Annotated in this window: 13 protein-coding genes; 1 reads left to right on the top strand and 12 read right to left on the bottom strand. The window is 72.1% G+C overall.

All coding sequences use genetic code 11. From position 1 onward, the window contains the following. The 12 genes from acsF to bchF are packed head-to-tail and all read right to left on the bottom strand — an operon-like array spanning nt 1 to nt 13,251. Nucleotides 1-1,062 (bottom strand): magnesium-protoporphyrin IX monomethyl ester (oxidative) cyclase, encoded by a 1,062-nt coding sequence (acsF, locus tag DK419_RS05060; protein ID WP_109958124.1) that lies wholly within the window; start codon nt 1,060-1,062, stop codon nt 1-3. Further along, nucleotides 1,059-1,358, bottom strand: a complete 300-nt coding sequence (locus DK419_RS05055; RefSeq protein ID WP_109958123.1) for a hypothetical protein — start codon at nt 1,356-1,358, stop codon at nt 1,059-1,061. The genes acsF and DK419_RS05055 overlap by 4 nt, the downstream gene beginning before the upstream one ends. Then, on the bottom strand, nt 1,358-1,807 hold the full coding sequence (puhC, locus tag DK419_RS05050) for a photosynthetic complex assembly protein PuhC (RefSeq protein ID WP_109958122.1): 450 nt from the start codon (nt 1,805-1,807) through the stop codon (nt 1,358-1,360). The genes DK419_RS05055 and puhC overlap by 1 nt, the downstream gene beginning before the upstream one ends. Nucleotides 1,808-1,818: 11 nt before the next feature. Continuing rightward, nucleotides 1,819-2,457 (bottom strand): photosynthetic complex putative assembly protein PuhB, encoded by a 639-nt coding sequence (gene puhB / locus DK419_RS05045; protein ID WP_245442834.1) that lies wholly within the window; start codon nt 2,455-2,457, stop codon nt 1,819-1,821. After that, nucleotides 2,454-3,245 (bottom strand): photosynthetic reaction center subunit H, encoded by a 792-nt coding sequence (gene puhA / locus DK419_RS05040; RefSeq protein WP_109958121.1) that lies wholly within the window; start codon nt 3,243-3,245, stop codon nt 2,454-2,456. Before puhA ends, puhB begins: the two co-directional genes overlap by 4 nt. 9 nt (nt 3,246-3,254) lie before the next feature. Further along, nucleotides 3,255-4,661 (bottom strand): BCD family MFS transporter, encoded by a 1,407-nt coding sequence (locus tag DK419_RS05035; RefSeq protein ID WP_109958120.1) that lies wholly within the window; start codon nt 4,659-4,661, stop codon nt 3,255-3,257. Beyond that, entirely contained in the window at nt 4,658-5,359 is a 702-nt protein-coding gene (gene bchM / locus DK419_RS05030; RefSeq protein WP_109958119.1) for a magnesium protoporphyrin IX methyltransferase, read from the bottom strand. Before bchM ends, DK419_RS05035 begins: the two co-directional genes overlap by 4 nt. After that, nucleotides 5,359-6,252 (bottom strand): ferredoxin:protochlorophyllide reductase (ATP-dependent) iron-sulfur ATP-binding protein, encoded by an 894-nt coding sequence (gene bchL / locus DK419_RS05025; protein WP_060845451.1) that lies wholly within the window; start codon nt 6,250-6,252, stop codon nt 5,359-5,361. Before bchL ends, bchM begins: the two co-directional genes overlap by 1 nt. Then, the gene (locus DK419_RS05020) at nt 6,249-9,956 is read right to left on the bottom strand and encodes a magnesium chelatase subunit H (RefSeq protein WP_109958118.1); all 3,708 of its coding nucleotides are present in this window, start codon (nt 9,954-9,956) and stop codon (nt 6,249-6,251) included. Before DK419_RS05020 ends, bchL begins: the two co-directional genes overlap by 4 nt. Beyond that, a complete protein-coding gene (gene bchB / locus DK419_RS05015; protein WP_109958117.1) occupies nt 9,931-11,469 on the bottom strand; it encodes a ferredoxin:protochlorophyllide reductase (ATP-dependent) subunit B in 1,539 nt (512 codons plus the stop codon). Before bchB ends, DK419_RS05020 begins: the two co-directional genes overlap by 26 nt. A 4-nt stretch (nt 11,470-11,473) precedes the next feature. Then, nucleotides 11,474-12,748 (bottom strand): ferredoxin:protochlorophyllide reductase (ATP-dependent) subunit N, encoded by a 1,275-nt coding sequence (locus DK419_RS05010; RefSeq protein ID WP_109958116.1) that lies wholly within the window; start codon nt 12,746-12,748, stop codon nt 11,474-11,476. Continuing rightward, entirely contained in the window at nt 12,745-13,251 is a 507-nt protein-coding gene (gene bchF / locus DK419_RS05005; RefSeq protein ID WP_109958115.1) for a 2-vinyl bacteriochlorophyllide hydratase, read from the bottom strand. Before bchF ends, DK419_RS05010 begins: the two co-directional genes overlap by 4 nt. 270 nt (nt 13,252-13,521) lie before the next feature. Between bchF and DK419_RS05000 the strand changes: the two genes are divergently transcribed. Continuing rightward, entirely contained in the window at nt 13,522-14,409 is an 888-nt protein-coding gene (locus DK419_RS05000; protein WP_245442833.1) for a cobalamin B12-binding domain-containing protein, read from the top strand. The last annotated feature ends 19 nt before the right edge of the window (nt 14,410-14,428 follow it).

The following is a 14,428-nucleotide window of genomic DNA, read 5'->3' as shown; positions in this document are numbered from 1 at the left end:
CTACCAGGCGGGGCTGAGGCGGATCTGCGCGGGCATCGGGTTGGCTTTCGCCGGCATCACCATCAGCCGCGCGAAGGCGAGCGCCGCCTTCGCGGCGTGGCCGGCATGCAGGATCCTGCCGACGATCCCGCCCCGCGCCCTCGCCTCCTCGATGCCGCGGGCGCAAGACAGCAGCCGCTCGAGGCCGGCCCGGAAGCCCGGATGGTCGATGTCGAGGGTGAGCGGGAAGACCTGGCGCGAGATCTCCGAGGTGATCGCGAAGACCTGGAAGTCGTACTCCTTCGGATCGACCCCGAGCGCCTTGTGAAAGGCCGGCCGGCACTGGTCGCGCACGTACATCGTGCAGAACACCGCGAGCAGGAAGAACTTGATCCAGTAGTAGTTGATGCCGGTGAGCAGCTTCGGGTTGGCGCGCATCAGCAGCGCGAAGGCCTCGCCGTGGCGGAACTCGTCGTTGCACCACTTCTCGAACCACTTGAAGATCGGGTGGAAGCGCTTGTCCGGATGACGCTCGAGGTGGCGGAAGATCGTGATGTAGCGGGCGTAGCCGATCTTCTCCGAGAGGTAGGTCGCGTAGAAGATGAATTTCGGCCGGAAATGGGTGTACTTCTTGGCCTTGGTCAGGAAGCCGAGGTCGATGCCGACCCCGAAATCCTTCAGCGTGTCGTTGATGAAGCCGGCGTGGCGCGCCTCGTCGCGGCTCATGAAGCCGAACAGCTCGCGGATGTCCTTGTTCTTGGCGCGCTTGCGCATCTCGGCGTAGAGCACGCAGCCCGAGAACTCGGCGGTGATCGACGAGACCAGGAAGTCGAGGAATTCCTTGCGCAGCTCCGGGTCGAGGCCGGACAGGTCGAGGTCGAAGTCGGAATTGCGGACGAAGTGGCGCTTGTTGGGATCGCTGCGCATCTCGGCGATCAGCACGTCCCACTCGGCCCGCACCGGCTCGACGTCGGTGCGGTCGAGCTCCTCGAAGTTGGTGGTGTAGAAGCGGGGGCTCAGGAACGTCGTTTCCTGGGCCGATTGGGTGCTCTCGTTCGGGGTCTTCAGGGTCGTCGCGCTCATAGCCGCGTCCTTTCCGAGAAGCTGACTTCGTAGAGTTCGGTGAGCTCGAAATGGCCCGCGATGCGGGTCCACAGGCGCTCCATGGCGCCGGCGCGCACCACGGTGGCGGTGCGGCGCACCACGATCCGGTCGCCGTAGGGCACGGAGGTCGGCGCGTCGTGCACCGTCACCTCGTCGCCCGGGGCGATGAGCAGGCCCCCGTCCAGCGTGACGTGGGCGTGCAGGCTCTCGGCGGTCTGCTCGATCTCGACCGTGCACGGCACCTCGATGCGGCGTTTGCCGCTGAGCCACTGCATCACGATGCGCCCCTCCCCTGTTCGAGCAGCCGCGCGAAGGCGGCCGCGTTGCCGAGCCCGAAGGCTTCGAGGTTGATCCGCCGGCCCGACGCGACGTCGTCGAGCGAGAGCGTGCCGTTGTCCCAGCGGGTGAGCCGGAACGGCGGGGTTCGCGACAACCCCTCGCGCAGGCGCGCCTGGGCCATCACCCGCAGGGTCGCGCGCAGGAAGCCGTCCTCGCCGGGCTGCACCTCGGCGACGAGGTGACCGTTCGCGGCGTCGCGCAGGGCCACGCGGCCGTCCGGGCGGTCCTCGATCGCGAGGTCGAGCACCTGGAGCGCCCGGGCCGGCGGCATCTGCGTGGTGCCGACGCCACCGAACCGGCCGATCGCCACCGCGGCGAGGGAGAAGGCGACGAGGAGGCCGGCATTGCGAAGCAGCGCGCGGGGAACCGGAATGTCGTGCGCCATCGCGCGCTCCCTCAGTGGCCCGCCGCCGCGAGGCGGCCGGGCAGGACGGGGCTGGCGACGGGCGCCGGCGGCAGGGCCTGGACCGGCTGGCCGTTCGCCTCGGCGAGGGCCGCGGCGATGCGCTTGGCGATGGCCTCCGCCTCGGGCACGCAGCGCAGCATCGGCTCGGGCCGGGTCAGGCGCCAGGGCCGCGCATGCGGCCAGAGGTGCAGGTAGGCGAGCCGCACCCCGGGCTTCAGCCGCAGGGGCAGGTCGCCGCTGCCGTCGCCGAAGCGGTGGAAGCCGGCACCCTCGATTTCCTTGAGCGGCAGGTTGATGTCCATCTGCAGCGCGATGCCGATGCGCAGCATCAGCCGCCGGTCGGTCAGGCTGTAGACCGTGGTGCGGCTGGCGCCGAAGGCCAGCGCGAACAGGATCGCGAGCGCCAGGGCGCCGGCGAGCAGCACCGGCCAGGACGCGGCGAGCCGCCCGGAGGAGTAGGCCTGGAAGGCCGCGAGCCCGCCGAAGTAGAGCGCGACGAGATCGACGTGGAAGGCGCGGCGCGCGAGGCTCATCGGCGCCGGGCGGCCCTGCCAGAGCAGGCGCTCGCCCTTGGGCAGCGGGCCGGGCAGCCCGTCCGGGATGGGCCCTTGAGGGAGAAGGTCCGTCACAGCAGCGGCTCCTGGCGGCGATCGGTGGCGTAGAGCGTGCCGGCGCCGTAATAGGCGATGACCCGCTCCTCCTCCCGCAGGGTGATGCTGTCGGGGTCGCGCTGCTGCGGCACGCCGGCGAACTGGCGCGCGAGCAGGGCCTCGACGACGATCGTCTTGTTCCGGCTGAAGCGCTGCACGTCCGCGAAGGTCACCGGGATCAGCACGGTGCGGTCGCGGGCCCCCTCCAGCTCCATCTCGTAGTAGCGCGGCAGCGACTCGCCGCGATCGATCCAGATCTCCGTGACGGTGCCGGCCAGCACGCCGTCGGCGCCGAAGACCGGCATGCCGCGCGGATCGGGATCGTCGGCCGAGACCGTGAACTCGTCGGCGACGCGCATCGGCACGATGCGGGTCTTGCCCTCCCAGGTCAGGTCCGGCCGCTCGGCGCGCAGCGCGTAGGCGCCCGGGCCGACGCCGTCGGCGAGGCGGGAATCGTCGGTCGAGGTCGGCACGATCGGCGCGCCGGGCCAGGGCTCGAGCTTGACCGCCTTGAGCGGGCCGACCGGGCCCTCGTGCGGGCGCGGCGCCAGCACGGTCGAGCCGTCGGCGAGCAGGAAGGTTTTGGGCGACGGCACGAACAGCCAGTCCCAGCCCTTGAGGCCGCCATGGACCTCCGATTCGAGCGGGTAGCCTTCCCGGCGGTCCTCGCGGCGCAGGTAGAAGACGAGACCCGCAAAGAAGATCCAGAACGCGTAGAGCACCACTTGCGCGACGTCGAGATAGCCTGTGAGGGCACCCTTGGGCATGATGGCCTCCTACGGTAGGGCCGGGCGGGCGGAGAGCGGGGCGCGATCGGGCCGGCGCACCAGCGGCCCGATCGCCACCAGGGTGGCGAAGAGCAGCCCGATCTCGATGTGGTAGACGACGAGGTAGCCGGTGGACGCCTCGGCGAGCGCCTCGCCGAGGCGGCCCGAGACCGCGAGCGCCGAGCCGAGGTCGCGCAGGATGCCGCTCGCCGCGATGGCCGCACCGGCGGCGGTCGCCTGGACCGCGCCCCAGGCGCCGAGGGCGAGACCGGATTGCTCGGGTTGCGCGCCGGCCATCGAGGCGGTCAGCGTGCCGTGGGCGAAGAGGCCGCCGCCCAGCCCGATCAGCGCGACGCCGCAGGCGAACAGCCCGCCGGAGCCGAGGGGCGCGGCGAAGACCACCGCCGAGAAGGCCGCGATGCCCACCACCGCGCCGGCCGCCGCGACCCGGAACGGATCGCCGCCGCGGTTGAGCCAGCGCGCCGCGGTGAGGAGCCCCGCCCCGCCCCCGACCGCGAGCACGGCGGTGAGCGCGGTCGTCGCTGCGACCGGCAGGTGCAGGATCTGTCCGCCATAGGGTTCGAGCAGGATGTCCTGCATGCTGAACCCCGCCGTGCCGAGGCCGGTGGCGATGAGGCGGCGGCGCGCCTGCGGCTGGGCCGCGTAAGCCGTCCAAGCCTCGCCGAAGCGGCGCACCGGCACGGACTTGCGGGAGGTGTCGCGCGGTTCCTGCTTCCACAGGGCGATGCCGTTGAGGATCAGCGTCGCGAGTGCCGCGCCCTGGATCACCTGGATCAGCCGGATCGCCGAGAAGTTGTGCAGCGCCAGCCCGAACACCACGGCGCTCGCCATCATGCCGGCGAGCAGCATGGCGCAGAGGAGCGCCACCACCTTCGGGCGAGCGTGGGCTGGGGCAAGGTCGGTGGCGAGAGCGAGGCCCACCGTCTGGGTGGTGTGGAGGCCTGCGCCGACGAGCACGAAGGCGAGCGCCGCCGCCGCCTGGCCGACGACGATCGGCCCGGTCGTGTCCCCCGACAGGATCAGGAGCGCGAACGGCATGATGGCGAAGCCGCCGAATTGCAGCAGCGTGCCGAACCACAGGTAGGGCACGCGCCGCCAGCCCAGCACCGAGCGGTGGGTGTCGGAGCGAAAGCCCACCAGCGCCCGGAACGGGGCGGCGAGCAGCGGCAGCGCCAGCATCACGGCGACGATCCAGGCCGGCACCTCGAGCTCGACGATCATCACCCGGTTGAGGGTGCCGATCAGCAGAACCGCCGCCATCCCGACCGTGACCTGGAACAGCGACAGCCGAAGCAACCGGCCGAGGGGCAGTTCCTTCGTCGCGGCATCCGCGAAGGGCAGGTAGCGGGGCCCGACCTCGGCGAGAGCCCGGGCGAGGCGGCTCGCAGGTCTCATCGGCGCGCCAGCTCCAGGGCGTTGGAGAGGTAGAAGCCGGAATTGATCCGCCGGCTGCGCGCGAGGGTGAAGGCAGCCAGCCCCGGCTCGGCGGCGATGCGGCGGCGCAAGGAGCCCTCCCCGACCGGCTCGATCGCCGGCGCGCGGTCGCCGCGGGGGAAGAGGCGCCCGGCCATGTGCATGATCGTCAGGAGCGGCGTGCGTGGCGCTACCGTGAACAGGACGGAGGCGTCGGTGCGACGGCCGAGCCGGTCGAGGGCCCGGACGATGTCGGGGGTGCGGTAATGGATCAGCGAATCCATCGCCACGATGTGGTCGAAGCCGCCCAAGCCCTCGTCGAGCATGTCGCCGACCTGGAAGTCGAGGCATCCCTTCAGCCTGAGGCTGGCGGTGCGCTCGCGGGCCAGACCGACCAGCGTCGGCGACACGTCGACCGCGACGACCTCGGCGCCCCGCCGCGCCGCCTCGACGGCGAGCGCGCCGGTGCCGCAGCCGGCATCGAGCAGGCGCCGGCCGGTGAGGTCGGCCGGCAGCCAGGAGAGGAGTTCGGCCCGCATCGCGTCGCGGCCGGCCCGCACGGTGGCGCGGATGCGGCTCACCGGCGCGTCGGAGGTCAGCCGCGCCCAGGCCTCGACGGCCGTGCGGTCGAAGTAGGTTTCGAGCTGGGCCCGGCGGGCGGCGTAGGTGGGGCTGGTCATCAGTCGAAACCCAGGAACTCGAATAGGTCGCGGTCCTTCATCGGCACCGCCGGGAGCGGATCGACGCCGGCCCAGAGCTGTTCGGCCAGCTGCAGGTACTCGGCCTGCACCGCGAGCAGCTCCGGCGAGGGATCCATCTCGAAGAGCGTCGCCTTCTTCAGGCGCGAGCGGCGCACCACGTCGAGGTCCCGGAAATGCGCCAGGCGCTTCAAGCCCACCGCGTCGTTGAACCGGTCGATCTCGTCGGTCTTGGCAGAGCGGTTGGCGATGACGCCGCCGAGGCGCACGCCGTAATTCTTCGACTTGGCGTGGATCGCCGCGACGATGCGGTTCATCGCGAAGATCGAGTCGAAGTCGTTCGCGGTGACGATCAGCGCCCGGTCGGCGTGCTGGAGCGGCGAGGCGAAGCCGCCGCAGACGACGTCGCCCAGCACGTCGAAGATCACCACGTCGGTGTCCTCGAGCAGGTGATGCTCCTTCAAGAGCTTCACCGTCTGGCCGACGACGTAGCCGCCGCAGCCGGTTCCGGCAGGGGGACCGCCGGCCTCGACGCAGCGCACGCCGTTATAGCCCTCGACCACGAAATCCTCGACGCGCAGTTCCTCCGAGTGGAACTGCACCGCCTCGAGCGCATCGATGACGGTGGGCGCCAGGCGCTTCGTCAGCGTGAAGGTCGAATCGTGCTTCGGGTCGCATCCGATCTGCAGCACGCGCTTGCCGAGCTTCGAGAAGGCGACCGAGAGGTTCGACGAGGTGGTGCTCTTGCCGATGCCGCCCTTGCCGTAGACGGCGAAGACCTTGGCGGTCTCGATGCGGATGTCCGGATCGAGGGCGACCTGGAGGCTCCCCTCTTCCCGGCGCGCCGGCACGGGGTTTCGGATCGCGATGTTCATGCGGCAGCCTCCGCGGTGATGCCTTCCAGCCGGTCCTCCAGGGCCTCCTCGGCCCGGTCGAGGGCGGCACGGGTCTCGGGGTCGGGGGTCCAGAAGCCGCGCCGATGCGCCTCGATCAGGCGATGGGCGACCTTGGCCGACGCGGCGGGGTTGAGCGCCGCCATGCGCTCGCGCATCGCCTCGTCGAGGACGTAGGTCTCGGTGATGCGCTGGTAGATCCAGGGCGCGACCCCGTCGGTGGTCGCCGACCAGCCCACCGTGTTGGTGAGGTGCTGGTCGATCTGGCGCACGCCCTCGTAGCCGTGGCCCAGCATGCCCTCGACCCATTTCGGGTTGAGCATGCGGGTGCGGGTCTCCAGAGCGACCTGCTCGGACAGCGAGCGCACCCGGCCCTCGCCGCGGGTCTGGTCGCTGATATAGACCGGCACCGAGGTGCCCCGGGCCTTCGCCACGGCGCGGGCCATGCCGCCGAGCCCGTCGAAGTAGTGGTCGACGCTGGTCACCCCGACCTCGACCGAATCGAGGTTCTGGTAGGCGAGGTCGACGCCCGCCAGCACCGCCTGCATCAGGGCGCGGCGGGGCTCCGGCTTGCCCGTGCGGCCATACGCGAAGCTCTTGCGGCGCGAGAACGTCTCGCACAGCTCCGTCTCGTCCTCCCAGCGTCCGGAATCGACGAGGTGGTTGAGGTTGGCGCCGTAGGCTCCTTCCGCGTTGCTGAAGACCCGGAGCGCCGCCGTCTCGAGGTCGAGCCCTTGAGCGGCCTGGTGGGCGAGCGCGTGCTTGCGCACGAAGTTCATTGCCTCCGGCTCGTCGGCGCTGGCGGCGAGGTAGGCGGCCTCGGCCAGGAGCTTTGTCTGGAGCGGCAGCAAATCGCGGAAGATGCCCGACAGGGTCGCGACGACGTCGATGCGCGGGCGACCGAGATCTTCGAGCGGGATCAGGGTTGCGCCGCAGAGCCGGCCGTATCCGTCGAAGCGCGGCGCGGCGCCCATCAGCGCCAGGGCCTGGGCGATCGGCGCGCCCTCGCTCTTCAGGTTGTCGCTGCCCCACAGCACCAGGGCGATGCTCTCCGGGTAGGCGCCGCCATCGGCCGCGTGGCGGGCGAGCAGCCGCTCGACCTGGGCACGGCCGTCGGCGAGCGCGAAGGCGCTCGGGATCCGGTAGGGATCGAAGCCGTGCAGGTTGCGCCCCGTCGGCAGGATCGCGGGCGTGCGCAGCACGTCGCCGCCGGCGACCGGGGCGACGAAGCGGCCGTCGAGGGCGCGCAGCAGGGCCGGGATCTCGTGGTCCTCGGCGAGCAACCGGTCGGTCTCGGCGAGCGCCCGGAAGGCGGCGAGGGTGGCGTCGTCGGCACCGGGCCCGGCCGCCTCCTCCGCCAAGGCACCGGCGACCAGCCGGGCGATGCCGGCGCGATCCGGCACGAGGCCGTGGACCGATTCGGCGAGCGCCAGCAGCAGGTCGGCGCGCTCCTCGGGCGGCGTGCCCTGGCCGACGACGTGCAACCCGTGCGGGATCAGGGTGTGTTCGAGCTCGATCAGCCGGATCGCGAGGTCGGCGATGCGCGCTTCCGCCTCCGCGCCCCAGCCGTCGCCCTCGGCGAGGTCGAGGCCGGAGGCCTGGCCGTGAATGAGGACCGCGAGCTTCGCCCGCTCGGCCGCATCCTCCGGCGGCAGGGCGCGGCGGCGCTCCAGCGAGGCCTTGAGGTCGATGAGCCCGCGATAGAGACCGGCCTGGGCGAGGCTCGGGGTCAGGTAGCTCACGAGCGTCGCGGCGGTGCGGCGCTTGGCGAGGGTGCCCTCGGACGGGTTGTTGGCGGCGTAGAGGTAGACGTTCGGGAGTGCCCCGATCATTCGCTCGGGCCAGCAGGCGGCCGACAGCCCGGTCTGCTTGCCGGGCATGAATTCGAGCGCCCCGTGGGTGCCGAAATGCAGGACGGCGTCGGCGCGAAAATCCTCGCGCAGGTAGCGGTAGAAGGCCGAGAAGGCGTGGGTCGGCGAGAAACCCTGCTCGAACAGCAGGCGCATCGGGTCGCCCTCGTAGCCGAAGGCCGGCTGCACCCCGACGAAGACGTTCTCGAAGTGGGCACCGAGCACCAGGATCGAAGAGCCGTCGCTCTGGTGACGGCCGGGGGCCGGCCCCCATTGCGCCTCGATCTCGGCGAGGTGGGCCTCGCGCCGCACGTGCTCGTCGGCGGAGATGCGATGGGCGACGTTGGCTTGCGTGCCGTAGCGGGCGGCGTTGCCCGCCAGCACCCGGGCGCGCAGGGCGTCGACGGTCTCCGGCACCTCGACCGAGTAGCCGTCCGCCTTCAGCCCCTGGAGCACGCGGTGGAGCGACTCCCACACCGACAGGAAGGCGGCGGTGCCGGTGGCGCCGGCATTCGGGGGAAAGTTGAACAGGACCACGGCGACCCGGCGCTCGGCCCGGGCGCGCGAGCGCAAGGCGACGAGGCGGGCCACCCGATCGGCGAGGCGGGCGGTTCGCTCGGGATGCACCGCCATATCGCGGGAATCGCCAGCACCGGCGGCGCGGCCGCCGAACACCATCGGGGCGGTGGCGCCGTCGAGCTCCGGGATCGCCACCATCATGGTCGCCTCGACCGGCGACAGGCCGCGGGCGGAGACCTCCCACTGCTCCAGGGTCTGGAACTCGACGGCTTGGGCGGCGAGGTAGGGCACGTCGAGCCTCGCCAGCATGGCGCTCGCGGCAGCGGCGTCGTTGTAGGCCGGCCCGCCGACGAGGGAGAAGCCGGTGAGCGAGACGAGCGCGTCGATGGCCGGCCGGCCGTCGCGCAGGAAGAATTTTTCGACCGCCGGGCGGTTGTCGAGCCCGCTGGCGAAGGCCGGCACGACGGTGAGCCCGCGCGCCTCGAGCGCCGCGATCACCCCGTCGTAATGCGCGGTGTTGCCGGCGAGCACGTAGGAGCGCATCAGCAGCAGCCCGACGCGGCCCGCCCTTCCGTCCGCCGGCAGCCGCTCGAGGCGCTCGGTCACGCGCTCCGCGATCCGCGGGTGGTAGAGGCCGGTCTCGGGGTAGGCCAGCGGCTCGGCGGCCGAGAGGTGCCGGCGCCAGGCGGCGCGAGGTCCCGCGGCGTAGCGGCCGGCGAGGAAGCGCACGAGGTTGACGACGTTCTCGTCGGAGCCGGCGAGCCAGTATTGCAGGGTCAGGAAATAGGCCCGCACGTCCTGGGCCGAGCCCGGGATGAAGCGCAGGATGCGGGGGATCTGGCGGATCAGCGCCATCTGGCGCGCGCCGCTGCCCTGCGCGCCGCCGGGGCCGGACTTGCCGCGCAGGCGCTTGAGGAAGTCGAGGGCGCCGCGCTGCGAGCCGTCCATGGCGAAGCGGTTCATCCGCGTGGTGCGGACCACGTCCGCCGCCGAGAGGCAGCCCACCATCGCGTCGCAATCCGGGCGGCGGGCGAGGAGCGCCGGCAGCACGGCCCGGACGTGCTCGTCCATGAACAGCATCGCCGAGAGCACGATGTCGGCCCGGGCGATGTCGGCCCGGCAGGCGTCCAGGGCCGAGGGGTCGGTGTCCCACTCGGCGGCGGCGTGGAAGCCCAGGACGAGGTTGGGTGCGGTCGTCGCCAGCACCCGGCGCGCCCGCTCCACCGCCCCGGCGAGGTGGTTGTCGAGGGTGACGATGACGACGCGCAGCTCCGGCAGCGCGTCCGGTCGGTCACCGGCTGAAATGCGCTTTGGCATCGTACAGGGTCTCGACGGTGATGAGCGGGAGCGCCCGCTCGCGGGCGAAGCGTTCGGTGTTGTGGCGGGCCTTGCCCCGCACGAAGAACGGGACCTTCTTCAGCTCGCGCTCGGCCTCGATCGACCAGACCACCGGCGTCGCGGCGGCGGCGGGCGCCGAGACCACGACGGTCCCGGCCTCCTCCTCGCGCGGCCGGCCGCCGAGATGCGAGGGGGCGACGCGATCGTGGAATTCCGGGTCGTCCCGGAACATCGCCAGCAGGTGCTCCTCCAGCCCCATCATCAGCGGGTGGACGAAGGTGTCGAACAGGACGTTGGCCCCCTCGAAGCCCATCTGCGGCGCGTGGCGGGCCGGCACGTCCTGCACGTGCATCGGCGCCGAGATCACCGCGCAGGGGATGCCGAGCTTCTTGGCGACGTGGCGCTCCATCTGGGTGCCGAGCACCAGTTCCGGCTGCGCCGCGGCGATCGCCGCCTCGACCGCGAGGTAATCGTCGGTGACGAGCGCCTCGATCCCGTGCTCGGCGGCCTCCGCCCGGACCTCGCGGGCGAATTCGCGCGAGTAGGTGCCCAGCCCGACGAGGTTGAAGCCGATCTCGCCCGTCGCGACGCGCGCCGCCGCGACCGCGTGGGTGGCGTCGCCGAAGACGAAGACGCGCTTGCCCGTGAGATAGGTCGAATCGACTGAGCGCGCGTACCAGGGCAGGCGCGAGCCCTCCCCCGACAGCACCGGCGCAGGATCGACGCCTGCGAGCGCCGCCACCGCCTTGACGAACGCGGTCGTGCCCTTCACGCCGATCGGCGCGATCTCGACGAAGGGCTGGCCGTGGGTGCGCTCCAGCCACTGCGCGGCGCTGCGGGCCACTTCCGGGTAGAGCACGACGTTGAAGGCGGCTTGCGCCAGGCGCCCGAGGTCGGCCGGCGTCGCGCCGAGCGGCGCCACGACGTTGACGGCGATGCCGAGGTCCCCGAGGAGCCCCCGCACCTCGCGCAGGTCGTCGCGGTGGCGGAATCCGAGCGAGGTCGGCCCGAGGATGTTGCAGCTGGCCCTCGCCCGCTCCGCCGCGGGAGCGGCCGGGGCCAGGGTGCGAACCAGCCGGTAGAAGGTCTCGGACGCGCCCCAGTTCTCCTTCTTCTGGTAGGCGGGGAGTTCGAGCGGGATCACCGGGATCGGCAGGCCGAGCGCCCGCGACAGCCCGCCCGGATCGTCCTGCAGCAACTCGGCGGTGCAGGAGGCGCCGACGATCATCGCCTGGGGCCTGAAGCGCCCGTAGGCGGCGGCCACCGCTCCCTTGAAGATCTCGGCGGTGTCGGCGCCGAGGTCGCGGGCCTGGAAGGTGGTGTAGGTCACCGGCGGGCGGGCGCCGTGCCGCTCGATCATGGTGAAGAGCAGGTCGGCGTAGGTGTCGCCCTGCGGCGCGTGCAGCACGTAGTGCAGGCCGCGCATCGCGGTGGCGACGCGCATCGCGCCGATATGGGGGGGACCCTCGTAGGTCCAGAGCGTGAGCTGCATGCCGCTAACCCTCCAGCCGCGCGCGGCGCGCGAGGGGACGGGTGAACAGCCCGGCGAGGTCGCCGGCCTGCTCGTAGCCCTGGATCGGGGTGAACAGGAGCTCGATCGACCACTTGGTGGCCAGGTCCTCCGCCTCGAGCGGATTGGCGAGGCCGAGGCCGCAGACCGTGAGGTCGGGCCGCGCCGCCCGGCAGCGGTCGAGCTGGTCGTCGAGGCTCTGGCCCTCCGTCACCGCGGTGCCGTCGGGCAGGAGCGCCAGTTCCTCGGCGAGGTGGCCGCGGTGGAGGTAGGGCGTGCCGACCTCGACGAGTTCCGCGCCCATCTCCCGCGACAGGAAGCGGGCGAGCGGCACTTCGAGCTGCGAATCGGGAAAGAAGAACACCCGCCGGCCCGAGAGCGCGGCGCGGTGCGCCCCGAGCGCCCGCGCGGCCCGGGCCCGGCCGGCCTCCGTCACCGCGACGACGCGGGCCGGCGACACCCCGAAGGCGCGGGCGGCGGCGGCGAGCCACAGGGTCGTGCCCTCGGCGCCGAGGGGGAACGGCGCCGGGATGCGGACGGCGCCGCGATCCTCCAGCGCCCGGGCGGTGTCGGTGAGGAACGGCTGGGCGAGGAGGTAGCGGGTGCCGGGGCCGACCGGCGCCCGGTCGGCGGCGCGCCGCCCGGGCAGGAAGCGCACGGTGCCGATGCCGAGATCGGCGAAGAGCCGCGAGAACTGGTCCTCGACCACGTCGGCGAGCGCGCCGACGACGAGGAGCGACTCGTCGGTGCCGCGGGGCAGATCCGGCACCAGGGCGGCGAGGCAGGCATCCTCGCCCTGCGTGAAGGTCGTCTCGATGCCGCTGCCGGAATAGCTCAGCACCCGCACGTCCGGGGCGAAGGTGCCGGACAGCCGCGCCGCGGCGCGGCCGAGATCGAGCTTGATCACCTCCGACGGGCAGGAGCCGACGAGGAACAGCAGGCGGATGTCGGGCCGGCGTTCCAGCAGGCGGCGCACCACCCGGTCGAGTTCCTCGTGCGCGTCGGCGAGGCCGGCGAGGTCGCGCTCCTCGATGATCGCGGTGGCGAAGCGCGGCTCGGCGAAGATCATCACGCCGGCGGCCGACTGGATCAGGTGGGCGCAGGTGCGCGAGCCGACGACCAGGAAGAAGGCGTCCTGGATCTTGCGGTGCAGCCAGACGATGCCAGTGAGCCCGCAGAAGACCGCCCGCTGGCCGCGCTCGTGGCGGATCTCGGGGCCGCAAGGAGCCGGGGATGCGAGGGGGGTCGCGAGCGCCGTCATCGCGCTGCCCCCAGGGCGGAGGACAACCGCACCTTGGCCGGCGTCTGCAACCGGGCGGCGCGCAGCTTGAGCAGGAACTGGCCGGCATTGACGAGGTAGGTGGCGTAAGCCGAGAGCGCCAGCAGCATCAGCCCGCTCGTGCCGAACGCGCCCGTCGCGAGCGCCACCAGGTAGGCGGTGTGCAGCGCCAGCACCAGCATGCTGACCGCGTCCTCCCAGAAGAAGGCCGGGGCGAACAGGTAGCGCCCGAACACCGCCTTTTCCCATAGGGAGCCGGTGACCATGATGGCGTAGAGGGCGAGGGTCTTGGCGACCACCGAGGCGTTGGCGAGGAAGGCCCCCTCCCCGGTCGCCAGCGTGCGCGAGACCAGGGCGAGGCTGACCAGGAAGATCGCGAACTGGAGCGGGGCGAGCACCCCCTGGACCAGGGTCCAGGGCGAGGCGTCGCGGCGTCGGCGCTCGGCCTCGCTGTAGAGAAACGGCCGGTCCGTGGACGTCGCCATCGCGCCTGCCCTCACCTGTACGACCCGCGTTGTCCGCGGATGCCGATGGGGGAAGCCTAGGACCGGCGGTGCCGGAGTGTCAACCTAAGTTGACAGTCACCGGTGATGACATTCCGGGGAGCCCCTCGCGAATGCGCCTTGCGGCACGGCGCCGGAGATGTATCCTGGAATGAATCCGGATGACGCCGCTGTCTCGACGGCGTTCCCAATGTAGAATACGCGACACAAGGTCGAGCAAACCCGATTTTCCTGCGCATCGGGGAGGTGCCGGTGGGAGATCAAGCACAGCCCGGCACCTTGCCGGGCGAGAGGCCGAGTCCCCGCGATCGGACTTTCCGTGACCGGACTTGCCTCGATAGGAACTCCAAGGGAGTACAGCGCCATCCGCGCTGGCGCGACGACCTCGCCCAGGTCGTCGAGGCCGAGATCATCCCGCGGCTGATGCTCGCCCATCGCGGCGAGAACCGGCCGCGGCGTCCGGCCCTGCGCCTGACCGGAGACGACGACATCGGCCGCCTGACCGCCCTGATGCTGGCGCAGGGGGACCGCGACGCGCTGCCGGAGATCCGCGACCTCCTCGCCCGCGGCATGAGCCTGGAGGAGGTGCTGGTCGGCCTCATGGCGCCGACGGCCCGGCATATCGGCCGGCTGTGGGAGGAGGATGCCTGCGACTTCGTCCAGGTGACGACCGCGATGGCGCGGCTGCGCCGCCTCGTCCACGACCTGGAGACCCTCTGCCTCGAGCCGCGGCCGGTCGACCCGGCGAGCCGGCGCGTCCTGCTCGCGCCCGCGCCCGGCGAGACGCACACCTTCGGGCTGACGCTGGCGGCCCACTTCCTCGCCGAGGCCGGCTGGGAGGTGACGACGAGCTTCGAGCTCGGGCTCGCCGACGCGCTGGAGCGCCTGCGGGGCGAGTGGTTCGACGCCGTCGGCCTGTCGCTCTCCTGCGACGTCTGCCTCGACCGGCTGGTCGCGGCGGTGCCGGCCCTGCGGCGCGCCTCGCGCAACCGCGACCTGCGGGTGATCGTCGGCGGGCCCGCCTTCGACGGCCGGCCGGACCGGGTCCGGCTCGTCGGCGCCGACGCGGCTGTCGACGACGCCCGCGATGCGCCAGGAATCGTACAAAGCTTGCTTGATCTGCGGATTAGAGCCTGCTGAAAGACCTGTTCGATGCGGT

The sequence above is a fragment of the Methylobacterium terrae genome (genome assembly GCF_003173755.1).
GTDB classification, from domain to species: Bacteria; Pseudomonadota; Alphaproteobacteria; order Rhizobiales; family Beijerinckiaceae; genus Methylobacterium; species Methylobacterium terrae.
Note: the sequence above shows the minus strand (reverse complement) of the source record. Positions and strands in the feature narration are given on the sequence as shown.